The organism is Ruegeria aquimaris, assembly GCF_025751555.1.
Classification (GTDB): domain Bacteria; phylum Pseudomonadota; class Alphaproteobacteria; order Rhodobacterales; family Rhodobacteraceae; genus Ruegeria_B; species Ruegeria_B aquimaris.
This window is the reverse complement of sequence record NZ_JAOWLB010000008.1, coordinates 94683-110456: the sequence shown is the minus strand read 5'-3', so window position 1 is coordinate 110456 and position 15774 is coordinate 94683. Positions and strand designations below refer to the sequence as shown.

Genomic DNA, 15774 nt, shown 5'->3' with positions numbered 1-15774 from the left:
GCAGGAAAGGCCGCCCATGGACGCAGACAACACCGCCCGCCTGATATATCTCTCGCTGCTTGGCGCGGCGCTGGTGTTCTGGTTCATCAGCCATAATCGCGCCAACCTGGGCAAGACATTGCAAATGGCACTGGCCTGGGTGTTCATCTTCATGGGGGCGATTGCGGTGGTGGGCCTGTGGCAGGACATTCGCGGCACCGTGGCGGGCACGCCGCGCATGTCGGTCAGCGAGAACAGGGTCGAGATTCCGCGCAGCCCGGACGGCCACTACTATGCCACCCTCATCGTCGAGGACAAACCGCTGCGCTTTCTGGTCGATACCGGCGCCAGCCAGGTGGTGCTGAGCCACGCGGATGCCGAGCGGCTGGGCATCGACACCGGCGCGCTCAACTATTTCGGCCGCGCCTATACCGCCAATGGCGAGGTGCGCACCGCGCCGGTGAAACTGGGCCAGGTGCAGCTGGGCGGGTTCACCGATCAGGGCGTCACCGCCTGGGTGAACGAGGGTGAGATGAGTGAATCTCTGCTTGGCATGGACTACCTGCAAAGGTTCAGCAGTATCGAGATCGCGGGAGGCAAACTGGTGTTGAGCCGCTAGGCTCTCCGCTTACCCCGCGATCTGATCGCGCAAGAGCCGACGCAGGATCTTGCCCGAGGCCGATTTCGGGATCGCCTCGACCACTTCCAGAACGCGCACCTGCTTGTAATGCGCCAGACGGGTTTCAAGATAGGCCTGCAGTTCGTCCAGTGTCGGCGCGGTCTGCCCCGGCGCCGCGACGACAAAGGCCATCGGCAGTTCCCCGGCATCGCTGTCGGGCCTGCCGATCACGGCGGCATCGGCGATGGCGGGATGCGTCAGCAACTCGGCCTCCACCTCGGCCGGGGCCACCTGGAACCCCTTGTACTTGATCAGTTCCTTCAGCCGGTCGGTAATGTAGAGATAACCGTCCGCATCGAAATGGGCGATGTCGCCCGTGCGCAGCCAGCCCCCCTCGACAATGGTCGAGGCCGTGGCGCCCGGGTTGTTCAGGTATCCCTTCATCACCTGCGGCCCCCGCACCCACAGCTCTCCGTCCTCACCCGGCGGCATGTCGGCGAGCGTTTCGGGGTTCACGATCCGGGATTCGGTGTTTGGTATGGCGATCCCCGAAGCCCCAGGCTTGCCCTTGCCGTAGGGAGACACATGGCTGACCGGAGACAGTTCAGTCATTCCATAGCCTTGGGCGGCATTGGTGCCCAGCCGCTGCCCCATCGCGTCGCTGAGATCGGCGCTCAGCGGCGCAGCCGCACAATTGATGTGCTGCACGCAGGACAGATCATAACCTTCAACCATCGGATGTTTCGCAAGTGCCAGCGCCACCGGCGGCACGATCCACAGACGCGGTGTCTGGTATTGAGTGATGAGCTTCAGGAACATCTCCAGATCGAAACGCGGCATGGTCACCAGACCGCCCCCCGCCGCCATGTAGATATTCATCAGCACCTGAAGCCCGTAGATGTGAAAGAACGGCAGAAAAGCGACTGTCTTTTCATGCGCGGTCAGATCGGCGGCAGCCAGCGTCTGGTCGATATTCACCACAAGGTTGCGATGCGTCAGCATCACGCCCTTGGGCAACCCTGTCGTGCCCGAAGAATAGGGCAGCACCGCAATGTGCTCATCCAGATCGACCGACGCCTGTTCGGCCAGAGGTGGCCCCATCAGTGTCGAGAGCGGCACCATCCCTTCGGGCGCGTCGCCGATGATCACGATCTCGCGGACGCCGGTGCCCTGGATCGCCGCGCGCGCGGTGTCGGCAAACATCGCGATGGTCACCAGCACATCGGCGCCCGCGTCGTTCAACTGATGTTTCACCTCATGCGCGGTATAGGTCGGATTGATCGTGGTGACCGTTCCGCCAGCCCAGACCGAAGCGTGGAAGACCACGCAGTACTCGGGGAGATTGGGCGCCATCAGCGCCACAACCTTGCCCGCGCCCCAACCGCGCGTGGTCAGCCCTCCGGCCAGCGCCTTGACCCCGCCGATGAATTGCGCGCCGGTCAGGCTGCGGCCCGACGGCCCATCCACCAGAACCGTCGCCGCAGGATCCAGCCCCGCGAACACCCGTTGGGTGACCGTCAGGTCCGAAAGGGCTACGTCCGGAAAAGTGCTCTTGTAAATATTCATTTCAACCTCCCCTTTCGGGAGAGATTACGCCGACCCGGCCACATTCCAAATGTTTTAAGTTCGAGTCTCAAAGCCGAAACAAAGGCCCGATCCCGAGCGCTCGCTTGCGGGGTTTTATCCCGGAGCCTGCGGTAGCCAGGCAAAAGTACTTTTGCCCAGTTCTGGTCTTTGCCATGTGACGGCCTTGGGTCGGCAGCGTTCGGGGCATCACCGGAAGAATGCGATGCCGACGGACCGCCCGCCTGTCTGGAAACCATCAATCCTGTGACCCTGTCGCTTTGTCGTCATTCAGGGTTCGAACAGGTCGTGGCGATCGAAACACACAAAGCCTTCCGCCGTTTCCGATGTTAAGACCAATGTTTAAATGCAAAAAGGCCCGACATCACAGGCTTGCCTGTTTCAACCGCCGGCCTCGGCCTTCTTCTCCCAGCGGCCCGACTCCTCGGACCAGTATTGTGCAGTACAGCCCGCGCCGGTCAGCGCGCGCCATTGACCGCGCGCCGCGTCCACCGCGGAGGGGTCATTGCCATCGAACAGGATACAGACCCGGTCGAGCGCGGTTACTTCCTCGGGGCTGACAGCGGCACCGTCGATGCACATGACACAGGTCGCGCCGTTAGCAAGCTCGGGCCCGGCGGTCAGCAGCACGGGCTGTTCAGCGTCATGCGGCCCGCCCGCCATCCCATGCGGCAGGAACCCGTCATCCGCGCCCAACCACAGTTTTTCGTCCAGCCATTCGAGCCGCCCGGGATCGCCGCCCCGCACCGCCACCCGCCAGCCCGCGCCCAGTGCCTTGGTCAGCAGCACCGGCAGCGTCGCCTCCAGCGGGTTGCGGGTCAGGTGATAGAAATAGGCGGCGCCCATCGGTTTCAGCCCGCCAGATCGTCCACCAGCCGGTTCAGCGCCATCACGCCCCAGCCGGTCGCGCCCTTGGGCGCCATGTCGGTCTCGGCGGTGACCGAGGCGACACCAGCGATATCCAGATGGATCCAGGGCGTACCATCCTGCACAAAGCGCGCCAGGAACTGCGCCGCGGTGATCGACCCGGCGGGTCGTCCACCCACATTCTTCATGTCGGCAATGCGCGATTTCAGCATGTCGTCATAGGCCTTGCCCAGGGGCATCCGCCAGGCGCCCTCACCCTCGGCGGCGGCGGCCTTGAGGAAGGCGTTGCACAAGCTGTCGTCATTGGAGAACACCCCGGCATTCTCATGTCCCAGCCCGATGATGATCGCGCCGGTCAGGGTGGCGAGGTCGATCATACCCGACGGTTTGAACCGCTCCTGCGCGTACCACATCACGTCGCACAGAACGAGCCGCCCCTCGGCATCGGTGTTGATGATCTCGACCGTGTCGCCTTTCATGGACTTCACCACATCGCCCGGGCGGGTGGCCCGGCCCGAGGGCATGTTCTCGACCAGGCCGACCAGACCCACCACATTGGCCTTGGCCTTGCGCAGGGCCAGCGCCCGCATGGTGCCCGCGACCACGCCCGCGCCGCCCATGTCCATGGTCATGTCTTCCATCCCGGCGGCGGGTTTCAGGGAGATGCCACCGGTGTCGAACACCACACCCTTGCCCACCAACGCCAGCGGGGCGGCATCCTTCTCGCCGCCTTTCCAGTGCATCACCACCACTTTCGATGGGCTCTCTGACCCTTGCCCGACACTCAGCAGCGTGCGCATGCCCAGCTCGGCCAGCTTGTCCTCTTCCAGCACCTCGACCTCCAGCCCAAGCGCCTCCATCTCCTTGAGGCGGTTGGCGAATTCCGTGGTCGTCAGCACATTGGCCGGTTCATTGACCAGATCGCGGGTCATGTGCACGCCCTCGGCCACCGCCAGCAGCGGCGCAAAGGCCTCGGCCACGACGTCGGCCTTGTTATGGGCGATGGTGACCGCGCCCTTGTCGCCCTCGGCATCGTCGCCGGGGGTCTTGTGGGCGGTAAAGTCATAGGCGCGCAGCGCCAGCCCCAGCGCCAGGTGTTCGGTCCGCGCCTGCCCGCCCGCCATCACCAGCATCGGCTTGTCACCCGCCAGCTTGGCCAGCGCCGCGCCGCCCTTGCGCGCGGTCAGCGCATCGGCCCGGCGCGGCAGCACCAGAATATCCAGCGACTCGGCCGCCATCCCGGCAGGCCAAGCCAGCGTCACGGTCTGACCCGGCTTGAGCTTGGAAAACCGCCCGCTTTCCACCAGACGCAAGAGCGCACCCCGGGTCAGCCGGTTGAGCCGCCGCGCCGCCGGGCTGAGCGTGCCTTCGGGCGGCAGGATCACCGCGACCCGACCGGTCGCGGTCGCCAGGGCATCGAGCTGCGGCTCTTCGAAACGGATCTGGATCAGGCTGGTCATCTGGGTCTCCTCAACATCTGTCCGACAACAGGTAGCCTGCCCACCGCATCTTGACCAGATAGCAGTTTTCCCCGCCAAGCAATTGCTCTAAGGTTTCAAAAAAATCGCATGACAGGCTCCTGGGGGATCGCGGTGTCAGACACTACAAGGCATGTCTCGCCGTCCGCAACGGCGCCCCACGGTTGTGTGGGCAAGACCTGCTTTGCGGCTCCCGATGATCCAAAGCATCGCCTTTGCAGGAAAGGCGGCGCATGATTCTGGATCGGTATTTCGCGCGGCGTTTCACGCAAAGCTTTCTGATTATCGGCGCGGTCTTTGTGGCGCTGGTCATGCTTATCGACCTGATCGAGCAACTGCGCCGATTCGAAAGCCATAATGTCAGTTTCGGCCAGATGCTTGGCCTGACGCTTCTGAACGTCCCGGCCGGGATCAGCGAGATTCTGCCGCTGTTGATGATCCTGTCCACGATCGTCCTGTTCGTCGGGCTTGCCCGCAGTTCGGAACTGGTCGTGACCCGGGCCATCGGCCGCTCGGGCATACGCGTGCTTGTCGGTCCCGTGCTGGTCGCGGTGGTCATCGGTGGGCTGGCGGTTGCCATGCTCAACCCGATCGTTGCCGCGACGTCGGTCCGGTATCAGACACTGGCCGACACCTATCGCAATGGCGGCCCCTCGGCGCTGTCGCTCAGCAGCGAAGGCCTGTGGTTGCGTCAGGGCGATGCGCAGGGTCAGTCGGTGATCCACGCCGAAGGGTTTGGCGGCGACGGTGTGACCCTGCTCCGGGTGACGATCCTCAGCTACACGCCCGAAGGCCGACCGATGCGCCGGATTCTGGCCGACAGCGCGGTTCTGGAACCCGGCCAATGGATGCTGAGCAACGCCAAGGTCTGGCCGCTGGAAACCGGCGGGAATCCCGAGGTGAGTGCCACCCGGCACGACACGTTCGAGCTGCCCACCTCGCTGACCCAGGACCGGATACAGGACACCCTGGGCCGCCGCGACACGATATCGATCTACGACCTGCCCCAGACCATCGGTGAATTGCAGCAGGCGGGTTTCTCGACCAGGCGCCACCAGGTCTGGCTGCAAGTCGAGCTGGCTCGCCCGCTGTTTCTGATCTCGATGGTGCTGGTGGGTGCCGCCTTTACCATGCGCCACACCCGGTTCGGCGGCACCGGGGTTGCGGTGCTGACAGCGGTGCTGCTGGGTTTCTCGCTCTACTTCATGCGCAACTTCGCGCAAATTCTGGGTGAGAACGGCCAGATCCCGGTGGCGCTGGCCGCATGGGCGCCGCCGGTCGCGGCGATCATGTTGACCTTTGGCCTGCTGCTGCATGCGGAGGACGGTTGATGCGCCCCCTGTTCCGCATCCTGTTGGCCAGTGTCGCCTGCCTGTACCTGGCAAACCCCGCGCTCGCGCAAACGGCCGAGGATCCTCAGGAAACGGCCCACCCCGCCATGCTGGTGGCCGACCGCGTGTTCATCACGCCCGAACGCCAGCTGATCGCCGAAGGCAATGTCGAGGCGTTCCAGGGGGACATGCGCCTGCGCGCGCAAAAGATCACCTTTGACCGGCAGACCGGCAAGCTGGAGATCGAAGGCCCGATCCGGATCGACCAGGGCGGCCGGGCAACGATTCTGGCCGATGCCGCCGAGATGGACAAGGGGCTGCAAAACGGTCTCTTGCGCGGGGCGCGGATGGTGTTCGACCAGCAGCTTCAACTGGCCGCGTTACAGATGACGCGGGTCGGCGGCCGCTATACCCAGCTGTACAAGACCTCGGTCACCTCCTGCCATGTCTGCGACGATGGCAAGCCGCCGCTCTGGCAGATCCGGGCGCAGAAGGTCATCCATGACCAGCTCGAACAGCAGCTCTATTTCGAGGGCGCGCAGTTCCGCGTGCTCGATGTGCCGGTGTTCTATTTCCCGGCGATCCGCCTGCCCGACCCCAACCTGAAACGCGCCACCGGCTTTCTGATCCCGTCGATCCGCACCACCTCGCAACTGGGAACCGGGGTCAAGGTGCCCTATTTCTTCCGTCTCGGCGACAACAAGGACCTGACCCTCTCGCCCTATATCTCGGCCAAGACCAAAACGCTCGACCTGCGCTACCGGCAGGCGTTCCGCCGCGGCCGGATCGAGATCGAGGGCGCCTATACCCGTGACGATCTGGTGCCGGGAGAGGATCGCGGCTATGTCTTCGCCTCGGGCCGCTTCGACCTGCGCAACGACTACAAGTTCAGCTTTGACGTCCAGACCGTTTCCGACAACGGCTATCTCGCCGATTACGGTCTGCCCGAATACGACCGGCTGCGGACCGAGATCGCGCTGACCCGGGTCAAGCGCGACACCGCCTTTCGCATCGGCTTCATCCATTACGAGACCCTGCGTGACAGCGAAAACGAGGACGAGATCCCCTCGGACGTGTTCGACCTGAACTATGAGAAACGCTATTTCCCCACCGCCATCGGCGGAGAGGTGCGGCTGGCCTTTGACGGCCACGGCCATCAGCGCTCCTCGACCACCGACGTGATCGGCCGCGACATCGCCCGCGCCACGATAGACGCCGAATGGCTGCGCAGCTGGACCTTTGCCAGCGGCCTGCGCGCCGACTGGAAGATGGGTGTCGCGGTCGATGACTACCGGGTCTGGAACGACAGCAACTACAACAGCGACACTCTCAGGACCGCGCCGCGTGCGGCGCTGACCTTGCGCTATCCGACCGTGTACAGGGGCGCTGGCGGCACTCACTATCTGGAACCCATCGCCCAGATCGGCTGGTCCGACGTGTCCGGCGCCGCCCTGCCCAATGACGAAAGCAATTTCGTCGAATACGACCAGGGCAACCTGTTGGCGCTGTCCCGCTTCCCGGCCCCCGACCAGCGCGAGGAAGGCACGCGCGCCGTCTTTGGCCTGAACTGGGCGCATTACTCGAACAAGGGATGGCAGGCCTATGCGACCGTGGGCCAGGTGTTCCGCAGCACCGCCGACCCGCGGTTTTCGAAAACCTCGGGACTGGGCGGCACCGCGTCGGATCTGCTGCTCGCCGGACAGGTGCTGTTTCCCCAGGGTCTGGGCCTGACCGCGCGCGGTCTGTTGGACGGATCTCTGAACTTCTCCAAGGTCGAGCTGCGCGGCAGCTGGACCGACGACCGCACCAATGTCAGCGGCACCTATCTGTGGCTGGGGCGCGACCTGGCCGAGAACCGCACATTGGCGGTCTCCGAGTTCTGGTTCGATGGCGCCTACAAGGTCAACCCGAACTGGACCGCCTCCGCCAATATCCGCTACGATATCGAGGACTCGCGGGCCACACGGGCCGGCGTGGGCTTTATCTACCAGAACGAATGCGTTTCGGTTAACATTTCGGTCAATCGCCGCTACACATCGTCGACGAGTGTTGAGCCATCGACCGATTTCGGATTTACCATCGCCCTCAGCGGCTTTGCCGTGGAGAGCGGAAACAAAGAATACAGGCGAACATGCAGCAAAACCTGACCCACCTGTCCCGATCCCTGGCGCGGCTTATGGGCGGTGCCGTCTTGGCGCTTGGCCTGTCGGCCACCACGATTGCCGCGCAAAGCCTGTTCAGCCCTGCGGTGCGTGTGAACCAGGGTATCATCACCCATTTCGAGCTGGAACAGCGCGTTCGCCTGATGGAAGTGCTGCGCATTCCCGGTGACCCGACAAAGGATGCCCGCCGCAGCCTGATCGAGGAAAAGCTCAAGATGCAGGCGGTCGCCGAGGCCGGGATCGAAGTCCCGCCCGAGGACGTGCAACTTGGCATCGACGATTTCGCCGCCCGCACCCGCCTCTCGACCGAGGAGTTCCTGGCCGCGTTGGAGAACGAAGGCGTTTCGGCTGAAACCGTACGCGACTTTGTGCGCAACCAGATCGCCTGGCGAGACTATATCAGCGCGCGTTATCTGGCCCGAGCCCGCCCGACCGAAGACGAGATCAACCGCGCGCTTGGCCTTTCCGGCGGCGGCGGTTTGCAGGTTCTGCTGTCGGAAATCATCATCCCCATCACGCCGCAGACGGTGGACCAGGTCGATGACCTGGCCGCACAGATCGCCGAGCTGAAAAGCTATGACACCTTCGCCACTGCCGCGACGCAATTTTCCGCCGCAGATACCCGCGCGCAGGGCGGTCAGATGCCGTGGTTGCCACTGGCGCAACTGCCCCCCGCGCTGCAACCGGTGATCCTTGAACTTGACCCGGGCGAGGTTTCCGCACCGATCACCTTGCCCAATGCAGTGGCGCTGTTCCAGATGCGCGGCCTGCGCGAGGCCCCGGTCGGAACTCCGCGCTATGCTTCCATTGAATACGCCGCCTATGCCATGGCGGGCGGGCGCAGCCCGGAAACGCTCAAGGCCGCCGCCGAGCTGCAACAGCGCGTGGACACCTGCGATGACCTTTATGGCGTGGCCAAGGGGCAGCCCGCCGAAGTGCTCGACCGGGTTACCGCCAAACCTGGAGAAATCCCGCAGGACATCGCACTGGAACTGGCAAAGCTTGACCCGGGCGAAAGCTCGATCGCGGTCACCCGGAACAATGGCCAGACATTGATGTTCCTGATGCTCTGCAACCGGACCCGGGATCTGGGTGGCGACGCCTCGCGCGAGGACGTGGCCAACGCCCTGACCCAGCAGCGGCTCGAGACCCTGGCCAACAGCCTGCTCGAGCAGCTGCGCGCCGATGCCATCATCACCGAGGAATAGCGCGTGCGCCCCATCGCGCTGAGCTGCGGCGAGCCTGCCGGTATCGGCCCTGAAATCGCCGTGGCCGCCTGGCGCGCCCTGCGCGCCGATTGTCCGTTCCTGTGGATCGGCGATCCCGGCCACCTGCCGACCGGTACACCGGTGGCACTGCTCGAGCGCCCCGCCGACGCGGTCCGCGCCTCGGCAGAGGCCCTGCCCGTCCTGCCGCTCAGCTTCGCCGCGCCAAACACTCCGGGCCAAACCGATCCACGTAACGCCCCGGGCGTAATCGCCGCAATCGAACGCGGCGTGGCGCTGGTTCAGTCGGGAGACTGTTCGGCCCTTTGCACCGCCCCCATACACAAGAAGGCGCTGATCGTCGGTGCGGGCTTCGCCTATCCCGGTCATACCGAGTTCCTGGCCGCGCTCGCGGGTCGCGACCGTGTGGTGATGATGCTGGCCAGCGAGCAGTTGCGGGTGGTACCCGCGACCATCCACATCGCCCTGTCCGATGTCCCGCGCGCGCTGACGCCCGCGCTTCTGCGGGACACCATCGAGATCACCGCCACCGGCCTGCGTACCCAGTTCGGCATCGCCCGTCCCCGCATCGCGGTGGCCGGACTGAACCCGCATGCGGGCGAAGGCGGCGCCATGGGGCGCGAGGAGCTCGACTGGATCGCGCCGCTTCTGCAACAAATCAAAGGCGAATTCACCGTCACCGGCCCGCATCCGGCCGACACCATGTTCCATGCCGCCGCCCGCGCCCGCTATGACGCGGCAATCTGCATGTATCACGACCAGGCGCTCATCCCGATCAAGACGCTCGACTTCGACCGCGGCGTCAACGTGACCCTCGGACTGCCGTTCATCCGCACCTCGCCCGATCACGGTACCGCCTTCGACATCGCAGGCCAAGGAATCGCCAATCCTTCCAGCCTGATCGAAGCCCTGAAAATGGCCAAACATATGGCACAGGCCATCTGACCCCCTTCATTTCGCTGGAAATACTCCCGCCGGAGGCGAAATCTTCTGGCACTCCCCCCGCGGAACCGCATACATCCTGAACCCATGAGCGCCATCGACTCCCTGCCTCCGCTGCGCGAGGTCATCGCCACCCACCAGCTCTCGGCCCGCAAGTCGCTGGGCCAGAACTTCCTGCTCGACCTCAACCTGACCGCCAAGATCGCGCGCCAGGCGGGTGATCTGAGCAATTGCGACGTGCTCGAAATCGGTCCCGGTCCCGGCGGCCTCACCCGCGGGCTTCTGGCCGAAGGCGCACGCCGGATCCTGGCGATCGAGAAAGACCCGCGCTGCCTGCCAGCGCTGGCCGAGATTGCCGAGGCCTACCCGGGTCGGCTCAAGGTGATAAACGGTGACGCGCTCGAGATAGACCCGTTGGCCTATCTGACGCCGCCGATCCGGATCGCCGCCAACCTGCCCTATAACGTCGGCACCGAGCTGCTGGTGCGCTGGCTGACCCCGTCCGACTGGCCGCCCTTCTGGCAGAGCCTGACCCTGATGTTCCAGCGCGAAGTGGCCGAGCGCATCGTCGCCCGGCCAGGGTCCAAGGCCTATGGAAGGCTGGCGATCCTGGCGCAATGGCGGGCCGAGACGCGGATCGTGCTGTCGCTGCCGCCCGAGGCCTTCACGCCGCCGCCGAAAGTGTCGAGCGCCGTTGTCCATCTGAGCGCCCTGCCCGAACCCCGGTATCCGGCAAACGCGGCCATTCTCAGCCGCGTTGTGGCGGCGGCGTTCAACCAGCGGCGCAAGATGCTGCGCGCCGCGCTCAAGGGCATGACACCCGACATCGAGGACCGTTTGACGGCCGCCGGAATTGCCCCCACAGAAAGGGCCGAGCAAGTCTCGCTCGAAGCCTTCTGCGCCCTCGCCAGAGAGCTGGACCGCTGAACCGGGCGAAGGCAGAATTTCCACGAAATTCTGTCACAGAAAATGTTCCATTTTCTGGCCGTTTCCCGGGCCGGGAAACGGCGGGCTCAGATCACCTGCGTCCCCGCGCCATGATGCACGGCATCCACGATGAAGCGGTCGGCCGCCGCCACGATATCGGCAATCTCGCACCGCTGGTCCTCGTTCAGGACCCCCTGCTCCGGCGCGGCGGCGATCAGCGACAGCGCCTTGTCGCGCGCCGCGTCAAATGCGGTGCGTCGGCCCGACTTCTCGTAATCGTCGCGTCCCTGCCGCAGGAACACGCCCGGCTGGTGCTGATCCCGGCAGAGCGCCAGGGTATGGCTACTGTCGAGGAAATGGCCGCCCGCGCGCACCTTCAACATTTCCTCCCAGTTCAGCGCCTCGGCGCTGATCTCGGCCGGTTGCATGAAGCGCCGCACCATCGCGCCCACCTCGTCATCCAGGACCGCCTGCACCGGGCTGAACACGGTGGCGCATTCCAGTTGCCCGATCCCGCCCAGGATATCGGCGCCCGAAAGCGCCACGGTCTGCGTGATCAGGGCCCGTTCGGCCATCGACTGGTGGTCGGCATCCGGCGTATCAGAACCCGAACCATAGGTATGGGTCGGCAGGCCGAACCCCTGTTTCATCAACTGCACCGCCATCGAGGCCGCCTGGATCGATTCCGGACAGGATTGCAGCGCCGAGCCGGTCCGCATGTCGAGCGTGAACATCAGCGGCACCGCGATCACCGGTGTCCCCGGCGCCAGCACATGGGCCACCGTCAGCATCGACAGGATCTCGGCTGCCGCCATCAGAACCAGCCCGGCAGTGCTGAGCGGCGCTGTTCCGCCCGCCGAGGGCAGCGAGCAGGCATGCAGCGGCAGTCCCAGTGCCCCCGCTTGCAGGATCACCTCGGTGTCCATGTACTTGAATTCCAGAGGCGAGAACGAACAGGTGATCACCGAGGTGATCGGATGCGCCTTCAACGCCGCCTCGCCCCCCGCCGCCACAGCCGCGATCTTCAGAAGGAACTCGATGTTCTCCTTGCCATAGGGCTGCATCCAGCAATGCTTGTCGGTGTGCGACACCATCTCGGCAAAGGAATGCACGTCGGCGGTCACCTCGGGCACGCCATGCACAAACGGATGCGCGATGAAGCCGATCTGGTTCAACCCGCTGGCCACGGCGGCCATCTCGCGCACCGCTTTCAGGTCCAGATTGCGATACCTGGTATCGCGCGGGTCGACATAGCCATGCGCGCCGGTGCCAGTGCGCATGATGAAACCGCCGTCCGCCCGGGGAATGGTCAGGTCAAGCGCGCGCCGCTTGCCCGCAAGCGCAAAGTCGCGCGGCGCCTCGGCAATCGCCTCCTCGACCAGTTCACGTGGAAAGCGCAGCCGGTCGGCATCGCGCCCGGGCGTGGCGCCCGCCGCCAGCAGCGCGGCGCGGGCGCGGGGATGGATGATCACGACGCCGTAATCGGCCAGCAGATCAAGACTGCGGCGGCGCAGATCGGAGATCTGGTCGCCCGACAGGAACCCGAACCGGGTTTGCGCCAGCGATACGGGCGATGCGCGGAATGCATCGGGTGTTGTGATTTCCGGGGCTGGCGCTGTGCGGCGACGGGTGCGGCGGGGTGCGGCGATATTGGTTTCCATGGCAGTTTCCCAAGTCAAAGGAGCGTTATGGCACACACCGATTAAACTCACTGCCTGCCGACTTGAGCAGCCAAACGGTGCCGCAAGCCACAGATTCGGTCAATTCCCCCGTAACAACAAAAAAGCACCGCCCGATTGGGCGGTGCGCGCGTCTGTTCAGGATCGGACCCGTTTATTCTGCCGCTTCGGCGGGGTCCCCACCGGGCTGCGGATCAGTCGGCTCGTCCGCCGCCACGGGTTTGCGTGTCCGCGGGCGGCGCGGCTTTTTGGGTTTGGGCTCGGCCGCACCCTCGGGCTCGGCTGCCGCCTCGGGCTCGGATACGGCGCCCTGCGGCGCCGGTTCCTTGCGTTTCAGACGGCCACCGCCACGGCTTTCGGGCGTTTCCACCAGTCCCGAGTCATCCTCGGCCTGGTCGTTCGATTCGATGTCCAGCACGCTCGGCTGCGGCGCATCGGCCAGATCCGCGGGTGTGTTGCTTTCCCGCTCCTGCCGTTCGGCCCGTTCGCGGTCGCGCTCGGCCTGACGTTCGCGGTTGTGACGCTCCTGCTCTTCGCGGCGCGCGTCAATCTCGCGCTGCGCCTCGCTCAGCAGCCTGGTGTAATGTTCGGCATGTTGCTGAAAGTTCTCAGCCGCGACCCGGTCATTGGCCAGCTGCGCATCGCGGGCAAGCTGGTTGTATTTCTCGATGATCTGCTGCGGCGTGCCGCGCACCTTGCCCTCGGGGCCGGAGCTGTCGAACACGCGGTTGACGACATTGCCGCCAGTGGGCCGGTTGCGGTTGTTCTTCGACCGCGAACGGGATTTGGACGATCTCATAGTGTTAACGTCAGCCTTGTTGGTCTCTGCCGATGAACCCCTCGATGCCGCTTGCGGAACGTGTTGCCGGGACATCGACTTTTTGGGCGTGTTGTCGGGGATGCACCGTAACCTGCGCATCAAGGGCCGCGACACCCCTGAGTAAACACGTCCAGCCGCCACAGACAAGAGGTTTGGCAGAAAAATATCAGCATTTTGATCAGGATTGGCACATTTGCGCCTCACCCGAACGGGTTACTCCGGCAAGATTGCCGCGACGACACGGTCGCGCCCGTCCAGATCCGGAATCACCCGGACGCCCGACAGACCCGCCGCTTCGAAGAGTTGTGACACCGCCAGCGCCTGTGTCGGGCCGATCTCGACCATCAGCCGACCGCCAGGCCGCAGGTGATCGGGCGCGCCCGCGGCGATCCGCCGATAGGCGCCCAACCCGTCGCCGCCATCGGTCAGCGCCATCTGCGGTTCGTGCTCGATCACCTCGGGCGCCAGATCCGGCATCTCGGCCAGCGCGATATAGGGCGGGTTCGAGACGATCAGGTCGAACCGCCCGGCCACCTGTGCGAACCAGTCCGAGGCACATATATCCGCACGGTCGGCCACCCGGTGCAGCACCGCGTTGGCGCTGGCCTGCAAACAGGCCGCTTCGCTCAGATCGACACCAACACCAGTGGCCTCTGGCCGTTCGGCCAGAAGCGTCACCAGGATGCAGCCGGATCCGGTGCCGAGGTCCAGAACCCGTTCAAAAGGCGCACTCAGCGCCGCCTCGATCAGAATCTCGGTCTCCGGGCGCGGGTCCAGCACCTCGCCCGAAACCTTGAACCGGCGGCCATAGAACTCGCGCTCGCCCAAGAGATGCGACACCGGCACCCGGACCGCGCGCAGCGCAATCAGCTGGTCGTAGCGCTCGGCGATATCCAGGGCCAGATCCTCGGGCGCGATCAGGGTCACGCGGCTGGCCTCGATCCGGGCCGCATGGGCCAAGAGCAGCCGCGCGTCGCGGGCCGGATCGGGCACACCTGCGGCGCGCAGCCGGGCGGTGGCGGCAACCATGGCCTGGGCGGCGGTCTGCCCGCTCATTGCCCCATCTCGGCCAGCATCCGCGCCTGCCCGTCGGCGATCAGCGCGTCGATCACCTCGTCCAGATCGCCCTGCATTACCGCATCGAGCTTGTAGAGCGTCAGGTTGATCCGGTGATCGGTCATGCGACCTTGTGGAAAGTTGTAGGTGCGAATGCGTTCCGACCGGTCCCCCGTCCCCACTTGCGCCGAGCGGCTGGCCGAACGTTCGCTGTCCAGCCGCTGGCGTTCCAGATCGTAGAGCCGGGTTTTCAGCACCTGCATGGCGATCTCTCGGTTTCGGTGCTGCGATTTCTCGGAACTGGTCACCACGATGCCGCTGGGCAAGTGGGTGATCCGTACCGCCGAATCGGTGGTGTTCACGTGCTGCCCGCCCGCACCAGACGACCGCATCGTGTCGATGCGGATATCGCCCGGGTCGATCTGGATATCCACATCCTGCGCCTCGGGCAACACGGCCACGGTGGCCGCCGAGGTATGGATGCGCCCGCCGCTCTCGGTCTCGGGCACCCGCTGTACCCGGTGCACGCCGCTCTCGTATTTCAACCGGGCAAAGACATTCTCGCCGCTGATCCGGGCCACCACTTCCTTGATGCCGCCCAGCTCGGTCTCTTGCAGTTCGATCAGTTCCAGCTTCCAGCCGCGCGCCTCGGCATGACGCTGATACATGCGCAGCAAGTCACCCGCGAACAAGGCCGCCTCGTCGCCCCCGGTTCCGGGCCGGATTTCCAACATCGCAGGCCGCGCGTCGGCCTCGTCCTTGGGCAACAGCGCCAGTTGCAGCGCGCGTTCGGCCTCGGGCAGGCGCGCCTTCAAGACCGGCAGTTCCTCCTCGGCTAGTGCCTTCATGTCCGGGTCCGACAGCATCTCTTTTGCGTCGGCCATGTCGGCGCGCAATTGCCGCCAGGCGGCAATTTGCTCGACCACCGGACGCAGGTCGGAATATTCCTTGGCCAGCCGCGCGATATCGCCGCCCGAGGCGCCATCGGCCATGGCCGCCTCCAGATACTGGAAGCGCTGGGTGATCTGGTCGAGGCGTTCTTCTGGGATCATTGCGGCGGTGTCCGATATCCGGGGGCGTTGGTCAAGGGGCTGGGCTGTGCTA

Annotated in this window: 13 protein-coding genes; 6 read left to right on the top strand and 7 right to left on the bottom strand. The window is 65.0% G+C overall.

The features are described 5' to 3' along the window. Positions 1-16 precede the first annotated feature (16 nt). Complete coding sequence (locus tag OE747_RS13050; protein ID WP_263829028.1) at positions 17-598, top strand: retropepsin-like aspartic protease family protein; 582 nt, start codon at positions 17-19, stop codon at positions 596-598. A gap of 9 nt (positions 599-607) precedes the next feature. On the opposite strand, the gene OE747_RS13045 is transcribed toward OE747_RS13050, so the two are convergent. The 3 genes from OE747_RS13045 to OE747_RS13035 form a co-directional block, all read right to left on the bottom strand. Then, entirely contained in the window at positions 608-2164 is a 1557-nt protein-coding gene (locus OE747_RS13045) for an AMP-binding protein (protein ID WP_263829027.1), read from the bottom strand. Between the two features lie 399 nt (positions 2165-2563). After that, the gene (locus OE747_RS13040) at positions 2564-3028 is read right to left on the bottom strand and encodes a DNA polymerase III subunit chi (protein ID WP_263829026.1); all 465 of its coding nucleotides are present in this window, start codon (positions 3026-3028) and stop codon (positions 2564-2566) included. A gap of 5 nt (positions 3029-3033) precedes the next feature. Continuing rightward, on the bottom strand, positions 3034-4509 hold the full coding sequence (locus OE747_RS13035) for a leucyl aminopeptidase (protein ID WP_263829025.1): 1476 nt from the start codon (positions 4507-4509) through the stop codon (positions 3034-3036). Between the two features lie 251 nt (positions 4510-4760). Here OE747_RS13035 and lptG point away from each other — a divergent pair, with 251 nt between their 5' ends. The 5 genes from lptG to rsmA all read left to right on the top strand — a co-directional run bounded on the left by lptG (position 4761) and on the right by rsmA (position 11115). Then, positions 4761-5858, top strand: a complete 1098-nt coding sequence (lptG, locus tag OE747_RS13030) for an LPS export ABC transporter permease LptG (RefSeq protein WP_263829024.1) — start codon at positions 4761-4763, stop codon at positions 5856-5858. After that, positions 5858-8005 (top strand): LPS-assembly protein LptD, encoded by a 2148-nt coding sequence (locus OE747_RS13025; RefSeq protein ID WP_263829023.1) that lies wholly within the window; start codon positions 5858-5860, stop codon positions 8003-8005. Before lptG ends, OE747_RS13025 begins: the two co-directional genes overlap by 1 nt. Further along, entirely contained in the window at positions 7990-9228 is a 1239-nt protein-coding gene (locus OE747_RS13020) for a peptidylprolyl isomerase (RefSeq protein ID WP_263829022.1), read from the top strand. The genes OE747_RS13025 and OE747_RS13020 overlap by 16 nt, the downstream gene beginning before the upstream one ends. A 3-nt stretch (positions 9229-9231) precedes the next feature. Beyond that, positions 9232-10191 carry a 4-hydroxythreonine-4-phosphate dehydrogenase PdxA gene (gene pdxA, locus OE747_RS13015; protein ID WP_263829021.1) on the top strand — a complete coding sequence of 320 codons (960 nt, stop codon included), beginning with the start codon at positions 9232-9234 and terminating at the stop codon, positions 10189-10191. Between the two features lie 84 nt (positions 10192-10275). Continuing rightward, positions 10276-11115, top strand: coding sequence for a 16S rRNA (adenine(1518)-N(6)/adenine(1519)-N(6))-dimethyltransferase RsmA (gene rsmA / locus OE747_RS13010; RefSeq protein WP_263829020.1), 840 nt, complete (start codon positions 10276-10278; stop codon positions 11113-11115). An 86-nt stretch (positions 11116-11201) separates the two neighbouring features. On the opposite strand, the gene OE747_RS13005 is transcribed toward rsmA, so the two are convergent. The 4 genes from OE747_RS13005 to prfA all read right to left on the bottom strand — a co-directional run bounded on the left by OE747_RS13005 (position 11202) and on the right by prfA (position 15722). Then, positions 11202-12776 (bottom strand): trimethylamine methyltransferase family protein, encoded by a 1575-nt coding sequence (locus OE747_RS13005; protein WP_263829019.1) that lies wholly within the window; start codon positions 12774-12776, stop codon positions 11202-11204. Positions 12777-12948: 172 nt separating this feature from the next. Beyond that, the gene (locus OE747_RS13000) at positions 12949-13593 is read right to left on the bottom strand and encodes a DUF4167 domain-containing protein (protein ID WP_263829018.1); all 645 of its coding nucleotides are present in this window, start codon (positions 13591-13593) and stop codon (positions 12949-12951) included. A gap of 234 nt (positions 13594-13827) precedes the next feature. Then, positions 13828-14670, bottom strand: coding sequence for a peptide chain release factor N(5)-glutamine methyltransferase (prmC, locus tag OE747_RS12995; RefSeq protein WP_263829017.1), 843 nt, complete (start codon positions 14668-14670; stop codon positions 13828-13830). Further along, positions 14667-15722 (bottom strand): peptide chain release factor 1, encoded by a 1056-nt coding sequence (prfA, locus tag OE747_RS12990; RefSeq protein WP_263829016.1) that lies wholly within the window; start codon positions 15720-15722, stop codon positions 14667-14669. Before prfA ends, prmC begins: the two co-directional genes overlap by 4 nt. Between the last annotated feature and the right edge of the window lie 52 nt (positions 15723-15774).

Excerpts from the sequence above, each read along its gene's own strand:
- prmC (WP_263829017.1), bottom strand. The coding sequence starts at position 14,670 with ATGAGCGGGCAGACCGCCGCCCAGGCCATGGTTGCCGCCACCGCCCGG.
- OE747_RS13040 (WP_263829026.1), bottom strand. The coding sequence starts at position 3,028 with ATGGGCGCCGCCTATTTCTATCACCTGACCCGCAACCCGCTGGAGGCG.
- OE747_RS13050 (WP_263829028.1), top strand. The coding sequence starts at position 17 with ATGGACGCAGACAACACCGCCCGCCTGATATATCTCTCGCTGCTTGGC.
- OE747_RS13020 (WP_263829022.1), top strand. The coding sequence starts at position 7,990 with ATGCAGCAAAACCTGACCCACCTGTCCCGATCCCTGGCGCGGCTTATG.
- prfA (WP_263829016.1), bottom strand. The coding sequence starts at position 15,722 with ATGATCCCAGAAGAACGCCTCGACCAGATCACCCAGCGCTTCCAGTAT.
- OE747_RS13045 (WP_263829027.1), bottom strand. The coding sequence starts at position 2,164 with ATGAATATTTACAAGAGCACTTTTCCGGACGTAGCCCTTTCGGACCTG.
- rsmA (WP_263829020.1), top strand. The coding sequence starts at position 10,276 with ATGAGCGCCATCGACTCCCTGCCTCCGCTGCGCGAGGTCATCGCCACC.
- OE747_RS13000 (WP_263829018.1), bottom strand. The coding sequence starts at position 13,593 with ATGAGATCGTCCAAATCCCGTTCGCGGTCGAAGAACAACCGCAACCGG.
- OE747_RS13005 (WP_263829019.1), bottom strand. The coding sequence starts at position 12,776 with ATGGAAACCAATATCGCCGCACCCCGCCGCACCCGTCGCCGCACAGCG.
- OE747_RS13035 (WP_263829025.1), bottom strand. The coding sequence starts at position 4,509 with ATGACCAGCCTGATCCAGATCCGTTTCGAAGAGCCGCAGCTCGATGCC.
- OE747_RS13025 (WP_263829023.1), top strand. The coding sequence starts at position 5,858 with ATGCGCCCCCTGTTCCGCATCCTGTTGGCCAGTGTCGCCTGCCTGTAC.
- lptG (WP_263829024.1), top strand. The coding sequence starts at position 4,761 with ATGATTCTGGATCGGTATTTCGCGCGGCGTTTCACGCAAAGCTTTCTG.